Consider the following 23,895-nt stretch of genomic DNA (forward strand, 5'->3'; position numbering starts at 1 on the left):
TTTATTTATTTTATACAATGATAATACTTATTCAAAAAATTCACAATTGAATAGCCAACTTCTTTCCCTAAATTTACAGGAACTGCATTCCCAATTTGTTTGTATTGCTGTGCAATAGAACCTTCAAATTTCCAATCATCAGGAAAAGTTTGAATTCTCGCATATTCTCGAACTGTAAACGGTCGTGTTTCTTCGGGATGACATCTTTCGGTTTGCTTTTGCGCAGGACTACACATAAGAGTCAAACAAGGTTCGTCCCAACCCATTCGTCTAGCCATTCCAGTTTTTCCACCGCCAAGATGGAAACTTCCGCCCATAAACTCTTTTTGAATTTCTAATGGTAAATCACGCCAATACCCTTTTTGTGGAACTAAATCTAAAACATCGATTTTGCTTTTTGGGTATTTTGAACCTTCAGATTTTGGAACATTGCAATCAAATAAATCTCCTTTTTTAAGCGCATCTTTTAAATTATAGATTTTCTTGTAAGGTTTAGGATATTCGTATTTTAAATCGATATCTTTTCTGATTCCAACTAAAATTAGACGTTCACGTTTTTGGGGAACATTAAAATTTATTGCTTTCAAAACTTGGACAGGTACAACATTATAACCAATTTCATCAAGGATTGAAATCATTCCTTGCAGAGTTTTTCCGTTTTCGTGACTCAACAAACCACGAACATTTTCACCAATACAAATCGGAGGATTTACTTCTTTTACGGCTCTTGCAAACTCGTAAAACAAAGTGCCGCGAGCATCGGCTAAACCTAGTTTTTTGCCAGCATAACTAAACGCTTGACAAGGAAAACTGCCAGTTACAACATCGACTTTATTATGATATTCAGAGAAATCAAATGATTTTATATCGCCTTCCAAAACATTCCAATTTGGACGATTATTTCTTAAAGTCTGGCAAGCCCATTTGTCAATTTCATTTAAAGCAACACATTTCAAACCTGATTTTTCCATTCCAACAGCCAAACCACCTGCTCCAGCGAATAATTCTAAAACTGAATATTCATTATGGGGTTCTACATAATTTGAAACAGTTTCTATCGCATTGTTTTGAATTAAAAAATCAGTAAATAGAGTTTCAACTTGTTCTTTATGATACACTCTATAATTGCTCATAGGCTCACGAACAGCTGATAATTTCCCTTCTCTATCCCAACGCCTTAAAGTTTCTTTGCTTTTCCCAATCAATTCTGCGGCTTCGGACAGTGTTAAATATTCATTCATAACCAAGTAGTTTAACCTTATACATTGGTTACAAATTTAGAATTAAAAATGGAATAACCTATATTAATAAAGAAAATTATAATTATTAAAATTTCTAAAAAAACAAACCATAAAAAAGCCTCGAATTTCTTCGAAGCTTTCTGTTATTTTATTTAAGTTATAAAATCTAACTCCCGCTTTTATCAACCATCGGACGATTTTCTCTGTTTGCTAATTCCCAGGCAATTGTGAATGCGAGTTGCGCTCTTTTTGCCAAAGCATCAAATTCAATTTTATTGACTTCATCGGTAGCTTTGTGATAATCAGCATGAACACCATTGAAAAGAAAAACAGATGGAATCCCGTTTTTGGCAAAATTATAATGATCCGAGCGATAATAAAAGCGATTTGGATCCGCTCTATCATTGTATTTGTAATCTATCAATAAATTCACATATTTTTTATTGGCATCTTCACAAATGTTATATAAATCTGTCGAAAGATAATCAGAACCAATTAGGTAAACATAATTACTCGAATTATTATGTAATTCATCATGGCGACCAATCATATCAATATTGATGTCGGTTATGGTGTTTGCAAATGGAAATAAAGGGTGTTGAGAATAATAGCTGGAACCCAATAATCCGTGCTCTTCGCCAGTCATATGAAGAAATAAAATAGAACGTTTTGGGCCGTGACCTTCTTTTTTAGCTTTTGAAAATGCTTGAGCTATTTCGAGTAAAGCCACGGTTCCGGAACCATCATCATCGGCTCCATTGTAAACTTCTCCATTTTTTATGCCAATATGATCATAATGGGCTGAAATTACAATGATTTCATTGGGCTTCTCAGAACCTTCGATAAAAGCCCAAATATTTTCAGAATCAGGCAAATTATCATTCCGAATGGCATTCAGGAAAGAAGCCGGAATTCGTTGATAAAAATCTGTTGCTCCTTTTGGAAAAGAAATATTATTTGCCTTGTACTGACCGATAAGGTATTCTCCTGCTTTTTTCTGACCAACAGAACCTGTTTGACGACCTTCCATTTCGTCAGAAGCTACTATATAAAGGTGTGTTTTTAAATCAGCGGCGGTAATTGTATTCGTATATTTTGTTGGTGAAACATCAGAAACACTACTTTTTTGCGAAGTACAAGAAATTGAAGCGCCTAGTAATAAAAGAATTAGTATTTTTTTCATTTTAAATAGCTATTGGTATGTTTTTGGGGCTAAATTAAGGCTTTATTTTTTTAAAACTTCATTAAGGAAAAGTTTCATATGCTCCCAAGATCTTTTAGCTGCAATTTCGTTATAGGCTGCGCCTTTTGAATTGTCATTTCCTGATTCTGGATTAGTAAAAGCGTGAACTGCATTAGCGTAATAAATCATTTGCCAATCGGCTTTTGTGTCTCGCATTTCTTGTTGGAAAGCAGCAATTTCTTCTTTGGATTCATAAGGATCGTCCGCGCCGTGGCAAACCAAAACCTTTGCTTTAATTGGCTCAATCGTTCTTTTTGCATCTCTGCCCAAACCTCCGTGAAAGGAAACAACTCCTTTTACGTTCATATTTGAACGTGCAACTTCAAGAACTCCTGTCCCTCCAAAACAATAGCCAATCACAACAATATTATCAGCATTGGCACCCGAAAGAATTAATTGTTCCAGTGCCAATGAAATCCTTTTTTGATATTCTGTAAAATTAGTTTTGTAATAACCGGCAATTTTTCCTGCCTCAGTATTGTCTTTTGGATAATTTCCTTCTCCATAAATATCGGCTACGAAAGCATAATAACCCAATTTAGATAAGTTTTCGGCAGTATTTTTCGAAAGTTTGTCGATTCCTCTCCAAGCCGGAAGAATAAGAATTCCAGGTTTTTGTTGACTTTTGGTTTTTGGCTGAATGCCAAAGCCGTTTAAAACCTGAACTCCATCTTTGTATTTCACTGGTTTTAATTGGGCAAATGAAACACTTGAATATGATAACATTGCCAAGAATAAATATTTTAATTTTTTCATAAATAAATTGTTTTAAACAAATATCTGAAATAAAATAGAATAGTTATCTATAAACGGTTGTTAATTGTACAATTTTTATCATCAGGGATACCATTTACAAAGTAACATTCCGCTTGAAAGCGCAACCTAATTCCATTATTGAATCGGTTTTTGATATCCCGGGAATATTGTCGATTTTTTCATAAAGCACTTTCCGCATGTGTTCATGATTTCTGGCAATAATTTTAATATAAAGCGTGTATAAACCCGATATATAATAGCATTCTGTAATTTCGGGAATTTTTTTCAACTCTTCGATAATTCTATTAGAATCTTGGTCTTTATTCAAGGTAATTCCTGTGAAAGCTCCCCAATCGTAGCCTATTTTTTTCTCATTGATTACGGGTTTTATTCCAAGTAGAATTCCTTGTTCTATCAACCGATTCACTCGCTGATGCACCATTGTGTTTGAAATTTTCAAATTGGCAGCGATTGTTGAATAGGCCATTCGCCCGTCTTTTTCCAATTCTTTGATGATATTGGTATCGAATTGATCTAATGTCTCCATGATTTTATTAATTAAATTGACTTTTATTTAACTTTAAAAGTTAAATATGACTTATTTTAATCAAAAGTAAGTCAAAATTTTTATTTTTTATTGTAAAATAAAATATTTTATTATTTTTGTATTCGAAAATTTTAAAAGCAGTCCAAATGGAACAATTACATCAAACCCTTTCTACTAAATTATCAGCAATGATAGAAAAAGAAAATCAATATGGTGCTCACAATTACCATCCACTGCCTGTGGTTCTCGAAAGGGGAGAAGGGGTTTTTGTTTGGGACATGGACGGAAAAAGATATTTTGATTTCCTTTCAGCTTATTCAGCAGTAAATCAAGGGCATTGTCACCCGAAAATTGTGAATGCGTTGATTAAGCAAGCGCAAACTTTGACATTGACATCGCGTGCTTTTTATAATGACCAATTAGGGAATTACGAAGAATATGTAACCAAATATTTTGGTTTTGATAAGGTTTTACCAATGAATACCGGTGCCGAAGCAGTAGAAACAGCGCTTAAATTATGCCGAAAATGGGCGTATGAAGTCAAAGGAATTCCCGAAAATCAAGCGCAAATTATAGTTTGTGAAGGTAATTTCCACGGAAGAACGACAACGATTATTTCCTTTTCGAATGACGAAACTGCCCGTAAAAGTTTTGGACCTTTCACTGCCGGATTTATTAAAATTCCTTATGATGATATCGAATCTTTAGAAAACGTATTAAAATCATCAACAAATATCGCCGGATTTTTAGTAGAACCCATTCAAGGAGAAGCCGGTGTTTATGTTCCTTCCGACGGTTATTTGGCGAAAGCCAAAGCGCTTTGCGAGCAACATAATGCGTTATTTATCGCTGACGAAGTGCAAACTGGAATTGCAAGAACTGGAAAATTATTGGCGGTACATCACGAAAATGTACAACCCGATATTTTGATTTTAGGAAAAGCACTTTCTGGAGGCGTTTATCCAGTTTCGGCAGTTTTGGCCAATAACGAAATAATGAACGTCATAAAACCGGGTCAACACGGTTCTACTTTTGGTGGAAACCCAATTGCTGCAGCCGTTGCCATTGCCGCTCTTGAAGTTATAAAAGACGAGAAATTAGCCGAAAATGCAGAACGTTTAGGAAGTATTCTGAGAAAAGGATTGAACGAAATTGCCCAAAGAAATTCCTTGATTACCTTGGTTCGAGGAAAAGGTTTGCTGAATGCCATTGTGATTGATTGTGATGAAAACTCCGATTTGGCTTGGGATATTTGCATAAAATTTAGCGAATATGGCTTATTGGCAAAACCAACGCATGGCAATAAAATTCGTTTAGCGCCACCATTAGTGATTACTGAAAGTCAAATTCAGGAGTGTCTTGCCATTATTGAAAGGGCTTTGAACGATTTTAGATAATCGAATCTCAATAAATAGAAAACGGCTGTTATGTGATATTAACAGCCGTTTTTTTTAGAATTAATGTTGGTTTTTAACTATTCACCGGTTTCCAAACCCCGTAACCACCATTGAGATTCACGGAATAAATATTGTTATTTCTCAATATTCGCTGTGCTAAATAACCTCTTAAACCTATCTGACAATATATAACATACTTTTTGTTTTTATCAAAGAAATCAAGATTATCTCTCAAAGTATCTACGTCCATATTTATGGCTTTTGGTATGGCGCCATTTTCGAATTCTGTTTTGGTTCTTACGTCAATCAGGACTGCATTTTCGGTGGCAATATAATCGTTCAATTGGTCGTAATTTATAAATCGTACATCATCGTTCAGCATATTTTCGGCAACGTAACCCAGAATATTCACAGGGTCTTTGGCCGAATTATAAGGCGGAGCATAGGCGACTTCAATTTCCTGTAAATCATAAATGGTTAAATTTCCTTTTATGGCCGTCGCCAAAACATCGATGCGCTTGTCAACTCCTTCTTGTCCTAAAGCCTGAGCACCATAAATAGTTCCGTCTTCTCCGAAGTTCATTTTCAAAACAATATTCGTCGCTCCAGGATAATAACTGGCGTGATTCGCTCTGGTTACGGTAACGGTTCGGTACGGAATGTTATAGCGTTTCAATAATTTTTCGTTGAGTCCGGTTGCTCCAACGGTCAGATCGAAGAATTTTATAATCGAAGTTCCCAAAGTTCCTTTATAGGAAATTTTATTTCCTCGAGTGATATTATCGGCAACAATTCGACCTTGGCGATTAGCCGGCCAAGCAAGCGGAATCAGCACTTTTGCCTGATTGATATAATGTGAAACTTCTACGGCATCGCCCACGGCATAAATATCCGGATCCGAAGTTTGCATAAACTCGTTAACAGTAATTCCGCCAGTAACGCCAATATCGAGTCCGGCAGCTTTGGCCAAACTATTTTCGGGTTTTACACCAATGGCAAAAACGACTGCATCGGCAAGAATGGTTTTGCCATTATTCAATTTTAATTCAATTGCATTGCCTTTTTCTTCGAAAGCTTCGACGCCTGTATTGACAAGAATATTTAGCTTTTTGAAAGTTGCGTGATGTTGAACCATTTTTGCAAATTCATAATCTACGGGAGCCATAACTTGGTTTCCTAATTCGATGACAGTTACACTGAGTCCTTTTTCAACCAGATTTTCCGCAACTTCCAAACCAATGAAACCGCCACCTACAACGGCAATATTCTTTAAATCCTTGGTTTTAGCAATGATTCTGTCCATATCGGCTACATTTCGAAGTGTCATTATTTTATCCGAACTAATTCCGGGAATATTTGGTCTAAATGGTTCTGCACCGGGAGAAAGCAGTAATTTATCGTAGGTTTCGGTATACGTTTCTTTGGTGAAAAGATTTCGAACTTCGATATATTTTTCTGCTGCATTTATTTTCAAAACTTCATTAAAAATGCGAACATCTAAGTTATATCTTGTTTTTAAAGAAGAGGGAGTTTGCAATAATAATTTGGAACGTTCCACAATTACACCGCCTATATGATACGGTAACCCGCAATTGGCAAAACTCACATGTTCTCCTTTTTCGAAAATTATAATTTCATTTTCTTCACTCAATCTTCTTAATCTTGCTGCGGCAGTGGCTCCACCGGCAACTCCGCCTATAATAAGTATTTTCATCTGTAGCTAATTATGTTTTAATTCTGGAACAAATTTCTGCAAACCTTTTTTTAGGGTTTGTAGCTTTTGTTACATAAGTTAAAATCTTTGAAATGAAAATGGGTTTTGGTAGAAATGGAGAAGGCAATATACTTAATAATATTCCAAAGTATTTTTGTTTTGTTCTTAAAGTAGTTTTTTTTTGCGAAATTTACAGTTCTTAAAAAGTTAGAAACAATAATGAAAGACTTACTCAAACAAACCTACGGATATATATATGAAGAGAAATTAATTGATGAAATTGCCGAGGTTTCTTTGCTACGAGATTTCAAGGAAGGTGATATTCTTATTGATTTTGGTGATTCTATCAGAAAGATGCCTTTATTGATAAAAGGAGCTATTAAAATATTGCGTGAAGATTTTGATGCAGGCGAATTGTTATTATATTTTATTGAAAAAGGGGATACTTGCGCCATGACAATGGCCTGTTGTATGGGGGAAACCAAAAGTGAAATTAGAGCTGTTGCCGAAACAAATGGTATAGTTGTAATGATTCCGGTAATGAAAATGGAAGAATGGCTGGGGAAATATAAAAGCTGGAGGAATTTTGTTTTCAACAGTTATGATAATCGATTGAAAGAAATGCTTTCTGCGATTGATAATTTGGCGTTCATGAATATGGATGAACGATTACTGAATTATCTTCAAGAAAAATCTAAAATAAATAACTCAAACGAAATTAATAATACGCATCAAGAAATTGCCTATGACTTGCATACGTCCAGAGTTGTTGTTTCGCGCTTGTTAAAAGCATTAGAAAACAAAGGTAAAATCAGTTTAAACAGAGCTTCAATTGTAATGCTGAATTAGAGGTAACATTTGTTACAAAATTGAAATTATAAAAGACTTATTTTTGTGTCAATAAATTTTTATAAATGGAAATATCTCAAATAATTGGTTACATTTTAGCAGTTTTTGTTGGCATGACACTAGGTATGTTAGGAAGTGGAGGTTCTATACTTTCTGTTCCTATTTTAGTGTATGTAATGGGCATCGAACCTACATTGGCAACGGCTTATTCGTTATTTATAATTGGTACAACATCTTTGGTAGGCGGAATTCAAAAGGCCAGACAAAAATTAGTTGATTTTAATAAGGTTATTTTATTTGGCATTCCGGCGGTAATTACGGTTTTTATTACTCGAAAAATTCTTGTTCCAAGAATTCCGGATATTATTTTTTCGAGCGGAAACTTCACTTTGAGTAAGTCAATTCTTATTATGATAGTTTTTGCTGTTGTGATGATTTTTGCCTCGGTCAGAATGATAAAACCTATAAAAGGAAAAATTAATACAGATGGTGAAAAACTCAATTATTATAAAATAGCATTACTGGGAATTATTATTGGGCTTATTTCTGGATTTGTGGGAGCTGGAGGCGGATTTTTAATAGTTCCTACTTTATTGTTTTTTGTAAAGACTCCAATGAAAATGGCTGTTGGAACTTCACTTTTTATAGTTTCTTCACAATCGTTAATTGGATTTATAGGAGACATAATGGGAAGCCAAATCATAGATTGGGGATTATTGCAACTCTTTACTTTAGCATCAATAATTGGAATATTTATTGGAAGTATCCTCTCCAAAAAAGTGGAAGATGAAAAACTGAAAACTGGTTTTGGTTGGTTTGTGCTTGCAATGGGAATTTACATCATTATAAAAGAACTTTTTATGTCATAATAATTTCATAAAATGTTGCTTGTGAGGTAGAAAGTAATTAAAAAATTAAATAAATTTACATTATAAATACACTTTGAAAAATGAAAATTAAACAAATTTATACAGGTTGTTTAGCACAAGGAGCCTATTATATAGAGAGTAAAGGAGAAGTCGCCATTATAGATCCATTGCGTGAAGTACAGCCTTATATTGATAAAGCGAATAAAAATAATGCAAAAATCAAGTATATTTTTGAAACCCATTTCCACGCTGATTTTGTTAGTGGTCACGTTACTTTAGCCAAAAAAACAGGCGCTCCAATAATATTCGGGCCAACGGCCAATCCTAGTTTTGAGGCTCATATTGCCACTGATGGCGAAGTTTTTAAATTAGGAGAAATTACAATAACGGTTTTGCATACACCCGGACATACATTAGAAAGTTCTTGTTATCTTTTGAAGGATAAAAATGGCAAGGATTACGCACTTTTTAGTGGTGATACCTTATTTTTAGGTGATGTTGGTCGTCCAGATTTAGCCCAAAAAGCGGCTAATATGACTAAAGAACAACTGGCTGGAATTTTGTTTGATAGTTTAAGAAACAAAGTGATGACTCTAGCTGATGATGTCATTGTTTATCCGGCTCATGGTGCCGGAAGTGCCTGTGGCAAAAATTTGAGCAAGGAAACAATAGGCTCTATTGGGGAGCAAAAGCGAATAAATTATGCGCTTCGTGCCAATATGACAAAAGATGAATTTATTAAGGAAGTTACGGACGGTTTATTGTCTCCGCCAGCTTATTTCCCAATGAATGTGAAACTCAATAAAGAAGGTTATGAAAATGTGGAAGACATTATTAGTGAAGCCATTGCTTATGATGCCAAAACTTTTGAATTAGTTGCCAATAAAATCGATACTGTAATTCTTGACGTTCGTCATCAGGATGATTTTGCAAAAGGACATATTCCAAAATCTATTTTCATAGGCATCGACGGAGATTTTGCTCCATGGGTTGGGGCTTTAATTCCAGACATCAAACAGCCTTTACTATTGGTAACACCTATAGGCAGAGAGGAGGAGAGTATCACGCGTTTAGCACGAGTAGGCTATGACAATACCTTGGGTTATTTGAAAGGGGGATTTGATACTTGGAAAACTGCCGGAATGGAATATGATACCGTAAATTCGGTTACAGCCGAGACTTTAGAAGAAATAATGGAGGAAAAAGTTCCCGTTTTTGATGTCAGAAAAGAAGGAGAATATACCGCTGAACATATTGTTGATGTTCCGTCAACGCCTTTGGATTTTATTAATGACCATTTATCCGAATTTCCAAAAGAAGAAGAATTTTATTTGCATTGTGCTGGAGGATATCGTTCTATGATTGCGGCGTCAATTCTAAAAGCAAGAGGTTATCATAATGTAATTAATGTTTTAGGCGGATTTACTGCCATTAAAAAAACTGCGATTAAAACCACAAATTATGTTTGTCCAACAACATCAAAATAAGATGAAAAATTTACTGTTTACAAATTGGCATTTAATGCGTTGGGCACGATTAGCTTTTGCAGTTTTTCTATTTGTTCAGGCTTATACCATTCACGAGTGGCTTTTTATAGCTTTTGGTTTGTTTTTTTTATTTCAGGTTATTTTCAATTTAGGCTGTGGGCCAAATGGCTGCGCTGTTCCAAACAATAAATATTCAAAAAAATGAACAATAGTTTTGAAAATATTATCCAATCAGAAAAACCAGTTTTGATTGATTTTTTCGCTACTTGGTGTGGACCTTGTAAAACGCTTGCGCCAATTTTAAAACAGGTTAAAGACAATATGGGAGAACGAATTACCATACTAAAAATTGATGTGGACAAGAACCAGGAATTAGCAGCAAAATATCAGGTTCGTGGAGTTCCTACAATGGTTTTGTTTCAAAGCGGTAAGCAATTGTGGCGTCAATCCGGAGTTTTAAGCAAAGAAGAAATTTTAAAAACGATTTTAGAAAAAAGTAACTAATGACTAAGAAATCAATGATTATAAGAGGAATAGGAATAATTATTGGAGCAATTGCAGGTTATCTTTATTACTTTTATGTTGGTTGTGCTTCCGGAACCTGTGCTATAACATCAAAACCGTTGAATAGCACTTTGTACGGCGCATTAATGGGCGGATTGATATTCAATATATTTGTAAAATCACCAAAAAGATTTTAATATTTTTAACCAATTAAATTCAAAAATCATGAAAAAAAACATGGGCTCAACAGACAAAATTATCCGTATTCTTATCGCTCTTGTAATTGTGGGTTTGTGGTACAAGGAAATAATTAGCGGAACAATCGCTACAGTTTTGGGAGTATTTGTTATTATCTTTTTACTTACAAGTTTAATCAGTTTTTGCCCTTTGTATTCGATGTTTGGTATAAATACCTCTAAAAAATCTTAATGAAAATTGAATGAAAACTGAAAGTCCAATAAATAAGGATCTTATTTTAAGAGAGCGATTGGCTTTGCAAAGAACAATCTTAGCCAATCAATCTACTTTTTTAGCATTTCTTAGAACATCGCTTTATTTTTTTGTTGCCGGATTAAGCATAACTAGTTTGTTAAATTTGACTAACAGTATCACTATTGAAATATTCTTCTTTACTAGTTCATTCATAATTTTTTTGATAGGAATTGTAAATTATTTCAGGCAGAAAAAATTAATTATAGAAAGCGAAAAAAATATTGGAGATTTTATAAATAATTATTTATAAATTAAGAAATCAATTACATGATGGCAAATGAAAAACAACTGGATCAAGAATATTGGAATAACCAATATAATACTAACGCTACCGGTTGGGATTTAGGAAAAGTTTCTCCTTCAATAAAAGAATATATTGACACATTAAAAAACAAGAATAGTAGAATTTTAATTCCGGGTTGCGGTAATTCTTACGAAGCAGAATATCTTTTAGGTCAAGGTTTTACTAATGTTACGGTTATTGATATTGCACCAACATTAGTTGAAAGCCTTCAAGAAAAATTCAAAAATTATCCCAATATAAAAATTATGTTAGGTGATTTTTTTGCTCTCAAAGGCAAATATGATTTAATTTTGGAACAAGCTTTTTTCTGTGCTTTATCACCAACATTGCGTCAAAAATACGTTTTGAAAATGAACCAACTTTTGGTTGAAAATGGTAAATTAGTTGGATTATTATTTAATAAAAATTTTGATGGCGGCCCACCTTTTGGAGGAAGCAAAGCAGAATATGAGCACCTATTTAAAAATTATTTTGAATTTAAAATATTCGAATTATGCCATAATTCAATTAAACCTAGAGCAAATTCCGAATTATTTTTTGAATTCCAAAAGAAAGATGTAAAATAATTTTATTTCATTAATAAAATATTTTAAGTATTTCATGCTGAAATACTTTTTTTATTTACCTTTGTTAACCATATGGTTAAACTAAACAGTTAATTCAGAATGACAACCGAAGAAAAAATATTCAATGCCGCCCGGATTGTATTCCAAAAAAAAGGTTTTGCCGGTGCTCGAATGCAGGAAATAGCCGATGAAGCGGGCATAAACAAAGCAATGTTACATTATTGTTTTAAGAATAAAGAATTGCTTTTTAAGGCAATTTTCATGAATGCTTTTGGTCAGTTAGCGCCCCAAATTAACGAGATTTTTAATTCTCAAGAAACGGTTTTTGATAAAATAACCAAGTTTACCCATAGTTATATCTCGTTTGTGATTCTTAATCCGTATTTGCCGCAATTCGTAATTCAGGAAATGAATAACAATCCTGAGTTTGTGATGTCTTTTATGAATTATGAGAATAGACCGAATCCTGCTGTCTTAATTGCCCAAATCGAAAAAGAAATTATGGACGGAATCATAAGACCGATTCATCCAAAACAGCTTTTGCTGGATATTTTTTCGATGACTGTTTTTCCGTTTGCCGCTAAAATGATGGTAAAAGGAATGATCCAAATTTCAGATGCAGAATTCAATCTAATGATGGAAGAACGTAAAACATCCATTGCTGAACAAATCATTAATTCAATTAAAAAATGAAACTACTTTTAAAGATAACATTTGCATTTTTGCTGTTGCCAATTTTATCCAATGCACAACAAACTTTGTCATTGGAAAATTGCTATGATTTAGTCAATAAAAATTATCCTTTGGCCAAACAAACGGAATTATTGCAACAAAAATCAGCTTTCGAAATTGATGCACTCATCAAAGGGAAATTGCCTAAAATTGATCTTAATGCACAAGGAACCTATCAATCAGCGGTTACGGAATTGCCGATTCATTTGCCAAATCTAACGGTGAATCCAGCTAATAAAGACCAATATCGTGCGACTTTAGATGTCAATCAATTGGTGTATAATGGTGGAATAATTGATGCGAATTCTAAACTTAAAGAAGTTCAAACCAAAACACAGCAACAACAAGTTACGGTAAATTTATACCAAATTAAAACCAAAATCAATCAGTTATATTTTTCGGTTTTGTTGTTGCAGGAACGAAAAGCGATTCTGATTTCGAAACAAGAGCAATTGATTACTAAAATTAATGAAGTGAAAGCCGGCGTTAAATTTGGTGCTATTTTTCCCGCTTCGGAGAAAGTGCTTGAAGCCGAAAATTTGAAAATTAAACAGCAACTTGTCGAAATTCAATTTGATAAAAAACGATTATTAGAAAATTTATCTTCGCTTACTTTTTCGACAATTGACGAAAATATTACTTTGGTTCTACCAATAATTTCCAATGATTTTAATCTAGAAAATAATCGTCCAGAACTAAAATTGTTTGATTTTCAAAATGAGCAAATTGAGGATTCAAAAAATATAATTTCTAAAAATAAGTTGCCAAAAATAAATGCTTTTGGTCAAGCGGGTTATGGAAATCCTGGCTTGAATATGTTGGATAATTCATTTCAAACTTTTTATTTGGTGGGCTTGAAAGCCAATTGGAATGTGTTCGATTGGAATAAATCAAAAACTGAGAAACAAGCGCTTTCAGTTTCAGCAAACATCGTTTCGACAGAAAAAGAGACTTTTTTGCTGAACAATAAGTTACAATTACAAGAAATGGAAAATGAAATTCATAAAACGGAAGCTGTTATCAATACCGATTCGGAAATCATTTCCTTGCTTGAATATGTTGTCAAATCTTCGGATTCACAATTGAAAAATGGCGTGATAACTTCATCGGAATATTTGGTGGAATTCACCAATTTGTATGAAGCCAAAACGAATCAAAAACTGCATGCAATTCAATTGGCTTTGGCGAAAGCGAATTATCAAACTGTAAAAGGAAACTAAAAATAAAAATGTATAATAATGAAAAAAATAATCACATTTCTAATGTTTGCAAGTCTAGTTTCTTGTAATAAAAACCAAGACAAAGCCGATGGTTACGGCAATTTTGAAGCTACAGAAGTTACGATTTCGGCAGAAGCCAACGGAAATATCGAATATTTAAAACTCGAAGAAGGCGATATTCTTGAACCAAAAATACAAGTTGGCTTGGTTGATACCACGCAATTATATTTCAATAAGCAGCAATTAATTGCTTCAAAAGCAACTGTTTTTTCGAAATCTAAAAACGTGTTGTCACAAAGAAATGTATTGCAAGAGCAACTCAAAACTACATTGATTGAGAAAAACAGAATCGAAAATATGTTTGCCGAAAACGCTGCAACTAAACGCCAAGTTGACGAAATTATTGGTAAAGTAAATGTGTTGAATGAGCAGATAAAAAGCGTCGAAACCCAAAATGCGCCAATTGTAAATGATGTCAAATCGATTGATGTTCAAATCGAAAAAATCAACGACCAAATGGAGAAAAGCAAAATTATCAATCCAATAAAAGGAACAGTTTTGGCCAAATATGCCGAGGCAAATGAAGTTACTTCTTTTGGAAAACCACTTTATAAAATCGCCGATATTTCCGAAATGACTTTACGCGTTTTTATCAGCGAAAACCAATTATCGAAAATAAAAGTAGGTCAAAATGTGAGCGTAAAAATTGATTCGGATAAAGAAATGAAATCGTATCAAGGAACTGTTTCTTGGATTTCATCTTCGGCCGAATTCACGCCAAAAGTAATTCAAACCAAGGAAGAACGCGTGAATTTAGTTTATGCCGTGAAAGTGAAAGTAAAAAATGACGGAACTTTAAAAATAGGAATGCCGGCTGAAATGTGGGTAAAATAATTATTTAATGGGTATAATTGTTCAAAATATTTCCAAATCCTACAACAAAATCAAAGCTATTGATGCGATTTCTTTTGAAGTAAAAGAAGGAGAATTGTTTGGATTGATTGGACCTGATGGAGCAGGTAAGACGACAATTTTTAGAATACTGACGACACTTTTGCTTGCCAATGAGGGTTCAGCATCCGTTGCGGGTTTCGATGTGGTGAAAGATTATAAAGCCATTCGGAATTCCGTTGGTTATATGCCTGGAAAATTTTCGTTGTATCAGGATTTATCCGTGGAGGAAAACCTGAAATTTTTCGCCACTATTTTCGGGACAACGATTGAAGAAAATTATGATTTAATCAAAGATATTTACATCCAAATCGAACCTTTCAAAGCGAGAAGGGCAGGAGCACTTTCGGGCGGTATGAAACAAAAACTTGCACTTTGTTGTGCTTTGATTCATAAACCAAAAGTCCTTTTTCTTGACGAACCCACCACGGGAGTGGATCCCGTTTCTCGGAAAGAATTTTGGGAAATGCTCAAGCGATTGCAAGAAAAAGGTCTCACGATTTTAGTTTCCACGCCTTATATGGATGAGGCTGAGCTCTGTGACCGAATCGCTTTAATCCAAAAAGGAAGTATTTTAAAAATTGATAAACCCGCAAACATTATTAAGGATTATCATCGAATAATTTATGATGTTAAAGCAAAAAACAGGCACCAATTAATTCTGGATTTGAAAAATTATCCAAGCCAATATAGCGTTTTTGCCTTTGGAGAATACATCCATTATATTGATAAAAATGAAAATTTTAGTGCAACGGATTTAGATAATTATTTACGACAAAATCAACATTCAGAAATAGAAATTCGGGTTACAAACCCAACAATTGAAGATGTTTTCATGGATTTATAAATAATTACGAATTATAAATTACGAATTGCAAATTGAAAAAAGTGTGTTTAAAAATGAGATTGCTTCAGGCTCCACAATAACAATATGAACAAAGAAAAAATCATACAAGTACATAATCTAACCAAGCAATTTGGCAGCTTTACGGCGGTAAATTCAATTTCTTTTGATGTGTATAAAGGAGAGATTTTTGGCTTTCTTGGTGCTAATGGTGCTGGAAAAACGACGGCTATGAAAATGCTTATCGGAATTTCGAAACCCACTTCGGGCGAAGCGCTTGTTGCCGGTTTTGATGTGAAAAGCAATACCGAAATGGTCAAGAGAAGCATTGGTTATATGAGTCAAAAATTCTCGATGTATGACGATTTGACGATCAAGGAAAACATCACTTTTTTTGGAGGAATTTATGGATTGAGCAGAATTCAAATCAAAGAAAAAACTGCGCAATTAGTCGAAGAATTAGGACTTGAAGATGCAATTGGTAAATTAGTTGGCTCATTGCCATTAGGTTGGAAACAAAAATTATCATTCTCAGTTGCTTTATTGCACGAACCTAAAATCGTCTTTCTGGACGAACCAACCGGAGGAGTCGATCCTATTACGAGACGACAATTTTGGGAAATGATTTACGCCGAAGCCAATAAAGGAACCACTATTTTCGTGACTACACATTATATGGACGAAGCTGAATATTGCGACCGGGTTTCCATTATGGTCGAAGGAGTCATTGAAGCACTTGACTCTCCAAAAAACCTAAAAAGTAAGTACAATGTGGTTTCTATGAATGATGTCTTTTTGAAATTAGCCAGAAATGTTGAATAAAGAAATATGAAAAGATTCATCGGTTTTGTAAAAAAAGAATTCTATCACATTTTTCGTGATAAACGAACTATGTTCATCCTTTTTGGGATGCCAATTGCCCAAATTATGTTGTTTGGTTTCGCCATTACAAACGAAATCAACAATGTCAATATTGCTATTTTGGACAAATCTAAAGATAATGAAACCCAAAAAATAATCAACAAAATCAGTGCTTCAAGCTATTTCAAAATCAATGAAAAAATTACGAATGAGGACCAAATAGAAAGTGTTTTCATGAAAGGAAAAGTAAAAGCCGTTTTGGTATTCGAAAAGGACTTTATTAAAAATTTACAAACACTAAAACAAGCTAAAGTTCAAGTGATTACGGACGCTACGGATCCAAATGTTGCTAACACCATTTCGAATTATGTAAATGCTATTTTGCAGAATTACACCCAAGAAATCAATAAAAACAACAAGCCAAGTCACCAAATACAGACGCAAACCCAACTCTATTACAATCCCGAATTAAAGAGCGTTTTCACCTTTGTTCCCGGAGTTATGACCATTATTTTGATGCTCGTTTCGGCAATGATGACTTCGATTTCCATCACACGCGAAAAAGAATTAGGCACCATGGAAGTCCTGCTGGTTTCGCCCATTAAACCCTTTCAAGTCATCATCGGAAAAGTATTCCCGTACATTTTCTTGTCTATAATTAACGCCACAATTATCCTGCTTTTAGGATTTTTTGTATTCAAAATGCCCATCGAAGGAAACCTGTTTTTATTGGCTTTCGAAAGTATATTGTTTATTACCACGGCACTTTCGTTAGGCATATTAATATCGACAGTTTCTAATTCGCAACAAACAGCAATGATGCTTTCGTTGATGGGACTAATGCTGCCTGTCATTATCCTTTCAGGATTTATTTTTCCCGTTTCGAGTATGCCTTTGCACTTGCAAATTATCAGCAATATTATTCCAGCCAAGTGGTTTATCATCATCATAAAAGCCATATTACTCAAAGGAGCAACGCTAAATATGATCTGGAAAGAGACGATAATCCTCATCGGAATGACTTTATTTTTCATCGGATTAAGTGTCAAAAAATATAAAATAAGATTAGAATAAATTTCAGGAGCTATTTCCTGCTGTTCGCTATATCTTTTCTTGCCTAAAGGAGGCAAGAAAAGGATGCCGCTACCATCAGGGCTAAAAATCAGTATTAAACAAGAAAAATTGAAATTAGCGACTCAGATATAGTCCTTTGAATCCTTTAAATCTGTGGCAAAAAGACTTTGCGACTTAGCGCCTTCGTGGCTGATTAATTATGAAAACAATACTATTCATTATTCAAAAGGAGTTCCGTCAGATCTTTAGAAATAAGGCAATGCTTCCTATTATATTTGTTTTACCAATGGTTCAACTGCTTATTTTATCGAATGCTGCCAGTTTTGAAATAAAAAATATCAAGTTTTCCTATATAGATAACGATCATTCTTTGGCTTCAAGGGAATTAATTTCGAAATTTCAAGCATCAAGTTATTTTAATATCATCGAAAGTTTTTCTTCTAAAAAAGAGGCTAATTTCCAAATGCAAGCCGGAAAAATCGATGTCATTCTCGAAATTCCCAATCATTTTGAACGGGATTTAATCAAGGAGAATTCCACCAATCTTTCGGTAAGCATCAATGCCATCGATGGTGCAGCGGCAGGAGTGGAAAATGTGTATATTTCGCAAATTATAACGGGTTTTAACCAAAAAATCCAAACCCAATTGTATCAATACAACGAAGTTTCTTATGAGCAACCCATTAATATTGTTACGATTCCTTCCTTTTGGTATAACAATACATTGAACTATAAAACCTTTATGGTTCCGGGAATTTTGGTGTTGTTGGTTACCATGCTCACACTATTTTTATCTTCGATGAACATTGTTCGCGAAAAAGAAATTGGCACCTTAGAACAAATTAATGTGACACCTATCAAGAAATACCAATTCATCGTTGGTAAATTATTTCCATTTTGGGTTTTAGGATTAGTGATTTTGACCGTTGGTTTAACCATTGCCAAACTCGTTTTCAACGTTCCCATATTAGGAAACATTGGCTTGATTTATTTCTTTACTTCCATTTATTTATTGGTAATTCTGGGCATTGGGTTAATCATTTCCAACCATTCCGATACGCAGCAACAAGCCATGTTTATAGCTTGGTTTTTCTCTGTGATTTTTATCTTAATGAGCGGATTATTCACGCCAATTGAAAGCATGCCAGTCTGGGCGCAAAATATTACGATGCTGAATCCTATTCGTTATTTTGTGGAGATTATCAGGATGGTAATGCTTAAAGGCGCAACGTTTTCGGATATTTCGAGACCGTTTTTTATCATTGTTTGTTATGCTATTGCGTTGAACGGAATCGCGGTTTGGAGTTATAAAAAAGTGAATTAGTTTTATTGAAATTAATTCACTTTTTTAGACTAAAAATGGTTTATTTGACCAGCCATTTTAATAAGGTCTTTTCTAAATCGGATACGATAATGGGCTTGGCTAGAAAGTCATCCATTCCCGATTCAAAACATTTTTCTTTTTCGTCTATTAAAATTCCTGCCGTTAAAGCAATGATTGGCGTTTTTTCAAGACCTTCCATATCCCTAATTTCATTAGTTGCTTCATATCCGTTTTTATTGGGCATTTGGATATCCATCAATATAATATCAGGTTTGTCATTTATATAGTGTTTTATTGCTTCATTTCCATCTGAAGCCTCAATAATAATAGAATTAGGAATTATTCTTTTGACCAGTGTTTTTGCTAAGAACATATTGATTTTATTATCCTCAACGATTAAAATTTTCTTATTGCTTAAAATTTCAATTGCAGTAATTTCATTCATTGAATTATCCAATTTTGGATCATGATTTTGATTAAAGTGTGATTTTTTTAACTTAATTGAAAAAAAGAAATCACTCCCTTCTCCATAAACACTTTTTAGCTCTAATTTACTGCCCATTAGAGCTAATAACTGATTCGAAATAGATAATCCTAAACCGGTGCCCCCAAATTTTCTGCTTGTTGAATTGTCTTCTTGAACAAAAGAACTGAATATTTTTTCATTGTTATTAGGCTGTATCCCGATACCTGTATCCTTTACCGAAAAAACTAACATACATTCATCCTCAAATCTGGAAGTCTCAGTAATGTCAAATCGTATTTCACCAAAATTAGTAAACTTTAGGGCATTGCTCAGTAGGTTTACAAATACTTGTTTTAATCGAACCGAGTCTCCATAAATGTATTCTGGCACATTGTCACCTATAGTTAAGATTAATTTTATGTCTTTTTTATCTGCTTGATATTTAAATAGATGAATAACTTGATTTATCAGATCCAAGAGATTTAATTCATCAATATTCAATTCCAGTTTTCCTGATTCTATTTTAGAAAAATCCAAAACATCATTAACTATATGGAGCAATGAAGTTGCGGATTCATTAATAGTACTCATATATTCTAACTGATTATTTTCTAGATTTGATTTCATTAACAAATGCGTAAACCCAATAATTCCATTTAGGGGAGTCCTGATTTCATGACTCATGTTGGCTAAGAAATCTGTTTTGGCTTTATTGGCAGTTTCGGCTAAAACCTTGGCTTTTTTAATCTCAATTTCCATTTGTTTGCGCTCAGTGATATCAATGAAACTTATTACAATTTCTGAGATATCCTTGTTATTATCTAACATTGGAAATCCATTGATGTTTACCCAAACAATTTTCTTTTTCTTTGGCCTTTTAATCCCAATAGTAAAATTTTTAAGAGGCAGTTTGGTTTTAATAATTTGATTTACTGGATATTGATCAATTAACAGCGGTGAATTATCCTCATTTATAAACTTCCATAGAGGATCAAATGCTGTTTTGCCTAAAATTTTATTTTGCTTTAATCCGAGAAATTTTGAAGCTTTCTTGTTACTCATTATGATAGATGTATCAGAAGCATGAACAATTATTGCTGCATCTAGACTACTTAACAATCCTCGGTATCTTTGTTTGCTTTTTAACAAGGCCGAATCTGCTTCTTTTGCCTTTGTAATATTTCTTGTAAGACAAATAAAATGGATTTCGTGATCGTCACTTTCTGCCATTGGAGCTATTGATAATTCAAACCAATGAGTTTCATTCAAATGTTGTAGTTTGTATTGTTTTCCATTAGAGAATCCTTTTTCTGCAGCTTCTTTTACTGCTGATAAAAACAATTCAGCTGCATCGGGAGGTAATATTTCAGAAATTGCTTTACCTACAAATGCATTGGTAGATTTTGAAGAAAGGATATTTTGATTCGAATGGTAGTTATAAATCAAGCCATCAATATCAACCTCAAATAAGGCATCAGGAATAGCTTCAAGAATAGCTTTAATTTTCTCATGCATATTTTTGATGTTATCTTCTGCCTGTTTTCGTTCCGTTATATCTGTTACTGTACCAATATAACCAATTATTTCATTTTTTTTATTTTTTTCAGGAATGGCTTGCCCCATAATCCAAGCAATGGAACCATCAGGTCGCACAAAACGGTATTCTGACAACGATTTGTCTCCAGTATATGTTGCATTTTTCCATCCATCTACTATTCCTTGTTTATCGTCTTTATGCACTGCATCAAGCCAGCCATAACCTAGGGCTTGCTGAAATGACATACCCGAAATTTTAGCCCAACTTTTATTTACAAAAGTGGTTTGTCCTTTTGCATCGGTACGAAAAATACCAACTGGTGATACTTCTGTGAGGGTATGATAACGCAGCTCACTTTCAGAAACTTCTCGTTCAGCCTTTTCTCTTAATATTTCTTTATCAAAAAGTTCTAAGGCAAAAGCAACATCTTCTGTTGCTTCATCTAACAAGGCAATTTCCTCATCATCAAAAAAATTCTTTTCGCCAGCATAAAAAGTAAAAATTCCAATTACATTTCCGAATTTTTTTATGGGAAATGACATTACAGATTGAAAACCACGTTTTAAAGCTTCCTCTTTCCAAGGAGCCATTTTTAAATCATTTTCAACATCGTTGCATACACAATAAACACCTTCTCTAGCAGCTGTTCCTGCTGGTTCAGATCCTCCGGTTGTATTTTTATCAGTAGTTATCTTTTTAATTATTTCAAAATACTTTTGATCATCGCCGGTTATCATTGCCGGAAAGACATTGTTGGTGGCCGGATCAATTAATCCAATCCAAGCCATTTTAAATTTACCCAAATCTACCGCAATATTACAGGCTTCTCTAAATAGTGTTTCCTGATCATTTGTTCGGACAATCATTTGATTAATCTGGCTAATAAACAGATAAAGGCGATTGGCTTTAAGAAGTTTTTGTTTGGCTTCAATTCTTTCAGTAATGTCAGTAACGATACCATGGCTAATTACCGAGCCATCAGGTTCAACAACGGGTAAAGAATTTACTTCATGCCAAACCAGACCTTTTTTAGGGTGGAAATATCGATATACTCCTTTAAAAGGGACTAAAGTTGTTTTAGTTTTTATAATTTTTGCATTTATCTCATCAATATCATCAGGATGTATTAATTCAAAAATTTTATTTGAGCTATTTTTTATTTCTTCAAAACTAAATCCATAAATCTCTTTTATGGAATCACCGGCATAAGGAAAGCATATTGAACCATCGGGATTCATAACCATAGAATAAATTAAGTCTGAAGATGTAGCGACTATATTAGCAAAAAAATCACGCTCTTTTTTTAGTATGGCTTCGGATTCTATTCTATCGGTTACATCCCTAAAATTTGCAATAATACCATTTATGCTAGGGTCATGAAGCCTATTGTTAAGCACTCCTTCTAACCAGATATAGTGCCCTTGTTTATGTTTTACCTGAAACAAAGCAGGAAATGGTTTGCCTGGGCTCTTTATTGTTTTTTGTACCAGTTGAAAAACGTACCCTAAATAATCTGGATGAAAATAGTCATTATCGGAAATCTCATCTAACTCTTTGTTTGAGTATCCGGTTATTCTGGCTGATGAGGGGCTGCGAAACAAAACTTTACGATTCTCATCAACGACTGTAATTACTCCATTATTGTTTTCAACTAACGCCCTAAATCGTTTTTCGCTTTCTTCAATTTTGTTTTTTGCTGTTTTTTCTTCGGTTATGTCTCTAAAAAAAATTGACAATCCATTAGAAGAGGGGTAAATGTGATTTTCAAACCATAAATTATAGGGTTCATAGTGTTCTTCCAGATAAATATATTTTTGGTCATTTATTGCTTGATAATAAGTATTATAAAAAGGCTTGTCAATTCCTTCAGGAAATTCAGTCCAAATATGTTTACCTATTATTTCTTTGGGGTTACAACCAAATATCTCTCCCGCTTTTTTATTCATATAGGTGTAACACCAATTATTATCCAGAGCTACAAAAGCATCGGTAATTCGATCAAAAGTATTGGTGAGTAATTCATTGGCACTTTTTATCTCAGTTATATCCTTAATAAAGCCCAAAAATCGGGTATCAGAAAGTTTTACTGAATCAACAGTGCTCCATTTAATTTCCCCGGATTTTTGAATTGTTTTGAATTCTCCTTTAGATTTTCCTATTTCTTTTAACCTATTAAAACATACATTCAGATCATCATAAGACTCTTGATAAGTTAAATCCTTCATTGAAAGGGTTAAAAGCTCTTCTTTAGAATATCCAGAAATTAAAGTTAGAGCATAATTTACTTCAATAAATTTTCCGTTTTCATCTGCCACAAAAATACCATCTGGTGCATTTTTAATGTAACTTTCAAACTTATGATTACCCTTTTCTTTTATTAATTTTATATCTGTTTCGGCTTGTTTTCTTATATTGAGTTCTTTCCTAATTTGTTTATTTTCAGTAATATCCCTTCCTATGGCATAAATAATTTCTTTTGCAGCATCAACACTTGTTGTCCATTGAATAAAAACAATTTCCCCATTTTTTTTTATCAGTCTATTTTCAAAATTTAGGGAGTTAATTCCCAGAGACAAGGTTTCTATTTCTTTTTCGGATTTCTCTTTATCATCGGGACAAATAAAAGTAGTTATAGGCAGGCTAAGTAATTCCTCTTTTGTATAGCCTAATATTTTTATAAATGCAGGATTTATTTCTTTATAAAAACCATCTGTTCCAGCTATACACACTAAATCTGATGATTCTTTGAAGTAAAAATCCAAATTAGTCATTAATAGTTCTTTTTTGAGTAAATAATTAATTTCTAACTCCTGGTCTTTAGTTATTTTTAATAACTCATCATATGTCAGTTTTTCCTTTTTCATGTAATTATTCTAAAATCATAAATATTTTCTAAATGTAGAAAAAATATTTATTA

Annotated in this window: 23 protein-coding genes; 17 read left to right on the plus strand and 6 right to left on the minus strand. The window is 33.6% G+C overall.

What is annotated here, in order from left to right:
* Positions 1-5 precede the first annotated feature (5 nt).
* The 4 genes from dcm to IR213_RS10585 form a co-directional block, all read right to left on the minus strand.
* Complete coding sequence (dcm, locus tag IR213_RS10570) at positions 6-1,241, minus strand: DNA (cytosine-5-)-methyltransferase (RefSeq protein WP_194312285.1); 1,236 nt, start codon at positions 1,239-1,241, stop codon at positions 6-8.
* A 166-nt stretch (positions 1,242-1,407) separates the two neighbouring features.
* On the minus strand, positions 1,408-2,424 hold the full coding sequence (locus IR213_RS10575; protein ID WP_194312286.1) for a M28 family metallopeptidase: 1,017 nt from the start codon (positions 2,422-2,424) through the stop codon (positions 1,408-1,410).
* Between the two features lie 42 nt (positions 2,425-2,466).
* The gene (locus IR213_RS10580) at positions 2,467-3,240 is read right to left on the minus strand and encodes a dienelactone hydrolase family protein (RefSeq protein WP_194312287.1); all 774 of its coding nucleotides are present in this window, start codon (positions 3,238-3,240) and stop codon (positions 2,467-2,469) included.
* Between the two features lie 94 nt (positions 3,241-3,334).
* On the minus strand, positions 3,335-3,787 hold the full coding sequence (locus tag IR213_RS10585; RefSeq protein WP_194312288.1) for an Lrp/AsnC family transcriptional regulator: 453 nt from the start codon (positions 3,785-3,787) through the stop codon (positions 3,335-3,337).
* A gap of 146 nt (positions 3,788-3,933) precedes the next feature.
* On the opposite strand from IR213_RS10585, the gene rocD reads away from it, so the two are divergent.
* Positions 3,934-5,184, plus strand: a complete 1,251-nt coding sequence (gene rocD, locus IR213_RS10590) for an ornithine--oxo-acid transaminase (protein WP_194312289.1) — start codon at positions 3,934-3,936, stop codon at positions 5,182-5,184.
* Positions 5,185-5,257: 73 nt separating this feature from the next.
* Here rocD and IR213_RS10595 read toward each other — a convergent pair whose 3' ends face one another.
* On the minus strand, positions 5,258-6,898 hold the full coding sequence (locus IR213_RS10595) for a CoA-disulfide reductase (RefSeq protein WP_194312290.1): 1,641 nt from the start codon (positions 6,896-6,898) through the stop codon (positions 5,258-5,260).
* 219 nt (positions 6,899-7,117) lie between these two features.
* On the opposite strand from IR213_RS10595, the gene IR213_RS10600 reads away from it, so the two are divergent.
* From IR213_RS10600 to IR213_RS10675, 16 genes are all read left to right on the plus strand, one after another.
* A complete protein-coding gene (locus IR213_RS10600; RefSeq protein WP_194312291.1) occupies positions 7,118-7,747 on the plus strand; it encodes a Crp/Fnr family transcriptional regulator in 630 nt (209 codons plus the stop codon).
* A 65-nt stretch (positions 7,748-7,812) separates the two neighbouring features.
* Entirely contained in the window at positions 7,813-8,616 is an 804-nt protein-coding gene (locus IR213_RS10605) for a sulfite exporter TauE/SafE family protein (RefSeq protein WP_194312292.1), read from the plus strand.
* Between the two features lie 80 nt (positions 8,617-8,696).
* Positions 8,697-10,103 carry an MBL fold metallo-hydrolase gene (locus tag IR213_RS10610; protein WP_194312293.1) on the plus strand — a complete coding sequence of 469 codons (1,407 nt, stop codon included), beginning with the start codon at positions 8,697-8,699 and terminating at the stop codon, positions 10,101-10,103.
* Between the two features lies 1 nt (position 10,104).
* Positions 10,105-10,308, plus strand: a complete 204-nt coding sequence (locus IR213_RS10615; RefSeq protein ID WP_194312294.1) for a hypothetical protein — start codon at positions 10,105-10,107, stop codon at positions 10,306-10,308.
* The gene (gene trxA / locus IR213_RS10620; protein ID WP_194312295.1) at positions 10,305-10,607 is read left to right on the plus strand and encodes a thioredoxin; all 303 of its coding nucleotides are present in this window, start codon (positions 10,305-10,307) and stop codon (positions 10,605-10,607) included. Before IR213_RS10615 ends, trxA begins: the two co-directional genes overlap by 4 nt.
* On the plus strand, positions 10,607-10,804 hold the full coding sequence (locus tag IR213_RS10625; RefSeq protein ID WP_194312296.1) for a DUF6132 family protein: 198 nt from the start codon (positions 10,607-10,609) through the stop codon (positions 10,802-10,804). The genes trxA and IR213_RS10625 overlap by 1 nt, the downstream gene beginning before the upstream one ends.
* Positions 10,805-10,832: 28 nt before the next feature.
* Complete coding sequence (locus IR213_RS10630; RefSeq protein ID WP_194312297.1) at positions 10,833-11,036, plus strand: YgaP family membrane protein; 204 nt, start codon at positions 10,833-10,835, stop codon at positions 11,034-11,036.
* 10 nt (positions 11,037-11,046) lie between these two features.
* Positions 11,047-11,349, plus strand: coding sequence for a DUF202 domain-containing protein (locus IR213_RS10635; RefSeq protein ID WP_194312298.1), 303 nt, complete (start codon positions 11,047-11,049; stop codon positions 11,347-11,349).
* Between the two features lie 17 nt (positions 11,350-11,366).
* Positions 11,367-11,969: a methyltransferase domain-containing protein gene (locus IR213_RS10640; protein WP_228479167.1), complete on the plus strand. Its 603-nt coding sequence runs from the start codon at positions 11,367-11,369 to the stop codon at positions 11,967-11,969.
* 99 nt (positions 11,970-12,068) lie between these two features.
* Entirely contained in the window at positions 12,069-12,662 is a 594-nt protein-coding gene (locus tag IR213_RS10645; protein ID WP_194312299.1) for a TetR/AcrR family transcriptional regulator, read from the plus strand.
* Positions 12,659-13,921: a TolC family protein gene (locus IR213_RS10650; protein ID WP_194312300.1), complete on the plus strand. Its 1,263-nt coding sequence runs from the start codon at positions 12,659-12,661 to the stop codon at positions 13,919-13,921. Before IR213_RS10645 ends, IR213_RS10650 begins: the two co-directional genes overlap by 4 nt.
* Before the next feature lie 18 nt (positions 13,922-13,939).
* Positions 13,940-14,815: an HlyD family secretion protein gene (locus IR213_RS10655; protein WP_194312301.1), complete on the plus strand. Its 876-nt coding sequence runs from the start codon at positions 13,940-13,942 to the stop codon at positions 14,813-14,815.
* Between the two features lie 7 nt (positions 14,816-14,822).
* Complete coding sequence (locus IR213_RS10660; protein ID WP_194312302.1) at positions 14,823-15,719, plus strand: ABC transporter ATP-binding protein; 897 nt, start codon at positions 14,823-14,825, stop codon at positions 15,717-15,719.
* A gap of 84 nt (positions 15,720-15,803) precedes the next feature.
* Positions 15,804-16,538: an ABC transporter ATP-binding protein gene (locus tag IR213_RS10665; RefSeq protein WP_194312303.1), complete on the plus strand. Its 735-nt coding sequence runs from the start codon at positions 15,804-15,806 to the stop codon at positions 16,536-16,538.
* A 6-nt stretch (positions 16,539-16,544) separates the two neighbouring features.
* The gene (locus IR213_RS10670) at positions 16,545-17,651 is read left to right on the plus strand and encodes an ABC transporter permease (protein ID WP_194312304.1); all 1,107 of its coding nucleotides are present in this window, start codon (positions 16,545-16,547) and stop codon (positions 17,649-17,651) included.
* A gap of 199 nt (positions 17,652-17,850) precedes the next feature.
* Positions 17,851-18,975 carry an ABC transporter permease gene (locus IR213_RS10675; RefSeq protein WP_194312305.1) on the plus strand — a complete coding sequence of 375 codons (1,125 nt, stop codon included), beginning with the start codon at positions 17,851-17,853 and terminating at the stop codon, positions 18,973-18,975.
* A 40-nt stretch (positions 18,976-19,015) separates the two neighbouring features.
* Here IR213_RS10675 and IR213_RS10680 read toward each other — a convergent pair whose 3' ends face one another.
* Positions 19,016-23,842 (minus strand): PAS domain S-box protein, encoded by a 4,827-nt coding sequence (locus IR213_RS10680; RefSeq protein ID WP_194312306.1) that lies wholly within the window; start codon positions 23,840-23,842, stop codon positions 19,016-19,018.
* Positions 23,843-23,895: the final 53 nt, after the last annotated feature.

Origin of the sequence: Flavobacterium soyangense (genome assembly GCF_015277675.1) — a bacterium.
In the GTDB taxonomy this organism is placed as follows: Bacteria; Bacteroidota; Bacteroidia; order Flavobacteriales; family Flavobacteriaceae; genus Flavobacterium; species Flavobacterium soyangense.

Bases quoted from the DNA above. Each gene is read 5' to 3' on its own strand.
- dcm (WP_194312285.1), bottom strand. From the start codon at position 1,241: ATGAATGAATATTTAACACTGTCCGAAGCCGCAGAATTGATTGGGAAA.
- IR213_RS10575 (WP_194312286.1), bottom strand. From the start codon at position 2,424: ATGAAAAAAATACTAATTCTTTTATTACTAGGCGCTTCAATTTCTTGT.
- IR213_RS10580 (WP_194312287.1), bottom strand. From the start codon at position 3,240: ATGAAAAAATTAAAATATTTATTCTTGGCAATGTTATCATATTCAAGT.
- IR213_RS10585 (WP_194312288.1), bottom strand. From the start codon at position 3,787: ATGGAGACATTAGATCAATTCGATACCAATATCATCAAAGAATTGGAA.
- rocD (WP_194312289.1), top strand. From the start codon at position 3,934: ATGGAACAATTACATCAAACCCTTTCTACTAAATTATCAGCAATGATA.
- IR213_RS10595 (WP_194312290.1), bottom strand. From the start codon at position 6,898: ATGAAAATACTTATTATAGGCGGAGTTGCCGGTGGAGCCACTGCCGCA.
- IR213_RS10600 (WP_194312291.1), top strand. From the start codon at position 7,118: ATGAAAGACTTACTCAAACAAACCTACGGATATATATATGAAGAGAAA.
- IR213_RS10605 (WP_194312292.1), top strand. From the start codon at position 7,813: ATGGAAATATCTCAAATAATTGGTTACATTTTAGCAGTTTTTGTTGGC.
- IR213_RS10610 (WP_194312293.1), top strand. From the start codon at position 8,697: ATGAAAATTAAACAAATTTATACAGGTTGTTTAGCACAAGGAGCCTAT.
- IR213_RS10615 (WP_194312294.1), top strand. From the start codon at position 10,105: ATGAAAAATTTACTGTTTACAAATTGGCATTTAATGCGTTGGGCACGA.
- trxA (WP_194312295.1), top strand. From the start codon at position 10,305: ATGAACAATAGTTTTGAAAATATTATCCAATCAGAAAAACCAGTTTTG.
- IR213_RS10625 (WP_194312296.1), top strand. From the start codon at position 10,607: ATGACTAAGAAATCAATGATTATAAGAGGAATAGGAATAATTATTGGA.
- IR213_RS10630 (WP_194312297.1), top strand. From the start codon at position 10,833: ATGAAAAAAAACATGGGCTCAACAGACAAAATTATCCGTATTCTTATC.
- IR213_RS10635 (WP_194312298.1), top strand. From the start codon at position 11,047: ATGAAAACTGAAAGTCCAATAAATAAGGATCTTATTTTAAGAGAGCGA.
- IR213_RS10640 (WP_228479167.1), top strand. From the start codon at position 11,367: ATGATGGCAAATGAAAAACAACTGGATCAAGAATATTGGAATAACCAA.
- IR213_RS10645 (WP_194312299.1), top strand. From the start codon at position 12,069: ATGACAACCGAAGAAAAAATATTCAATGCCGCCCGGATTGTATTCCAA.
- IR213_RS10650 (WP_194312300.1), top strand. From the start codon at position 12,659: ATGAAACTACTTTTAAAGATAACATTTGCATTTTTGCTGTTGCCAATT.
- IR213_RS10655 (WP_194312301.1), top strand. From the start codon at position 13,940: ATGAAAAAAATAATCACATTTCTAATGTTTGCAAGTCTAGTTTCTTGT.
- IR213_RS10660 (WP_194312302.1), top strand. From the start codon at position 14,823: ATGGGTATAATTGTTCAAAATATTTCCAAATCCTACAACAAAATCAAA.
- IR213_RS10665 (WP_194312303.1), top strand. From the start codon at position 15,804: ATGAACAAAGAAAAAATCATACAAGTACATAATCTAACCAAGCAATTT.
- IR213_RS10670 (WP_194312304.1), top strand. From the start codon at position 16,545: ATGAAAAGATTCATCGGTTTTGTAAAAAAAGAATTCTATCACATTTTT.
- IR213_RS10675 (WP_194312305.1), top strand. From the start codon at position 17,851: ATGAAAACAATACTATTCATTATTCAAAAGGAGTTCCGTCAGATCTTT.
- IR213_RS10680 (WP_194312306.1), bottom strand. From the start codon at position 23,842: ATGAAAAAGGAAAAACTGACATATGATGAGTTATTAAAAATAACTAAA.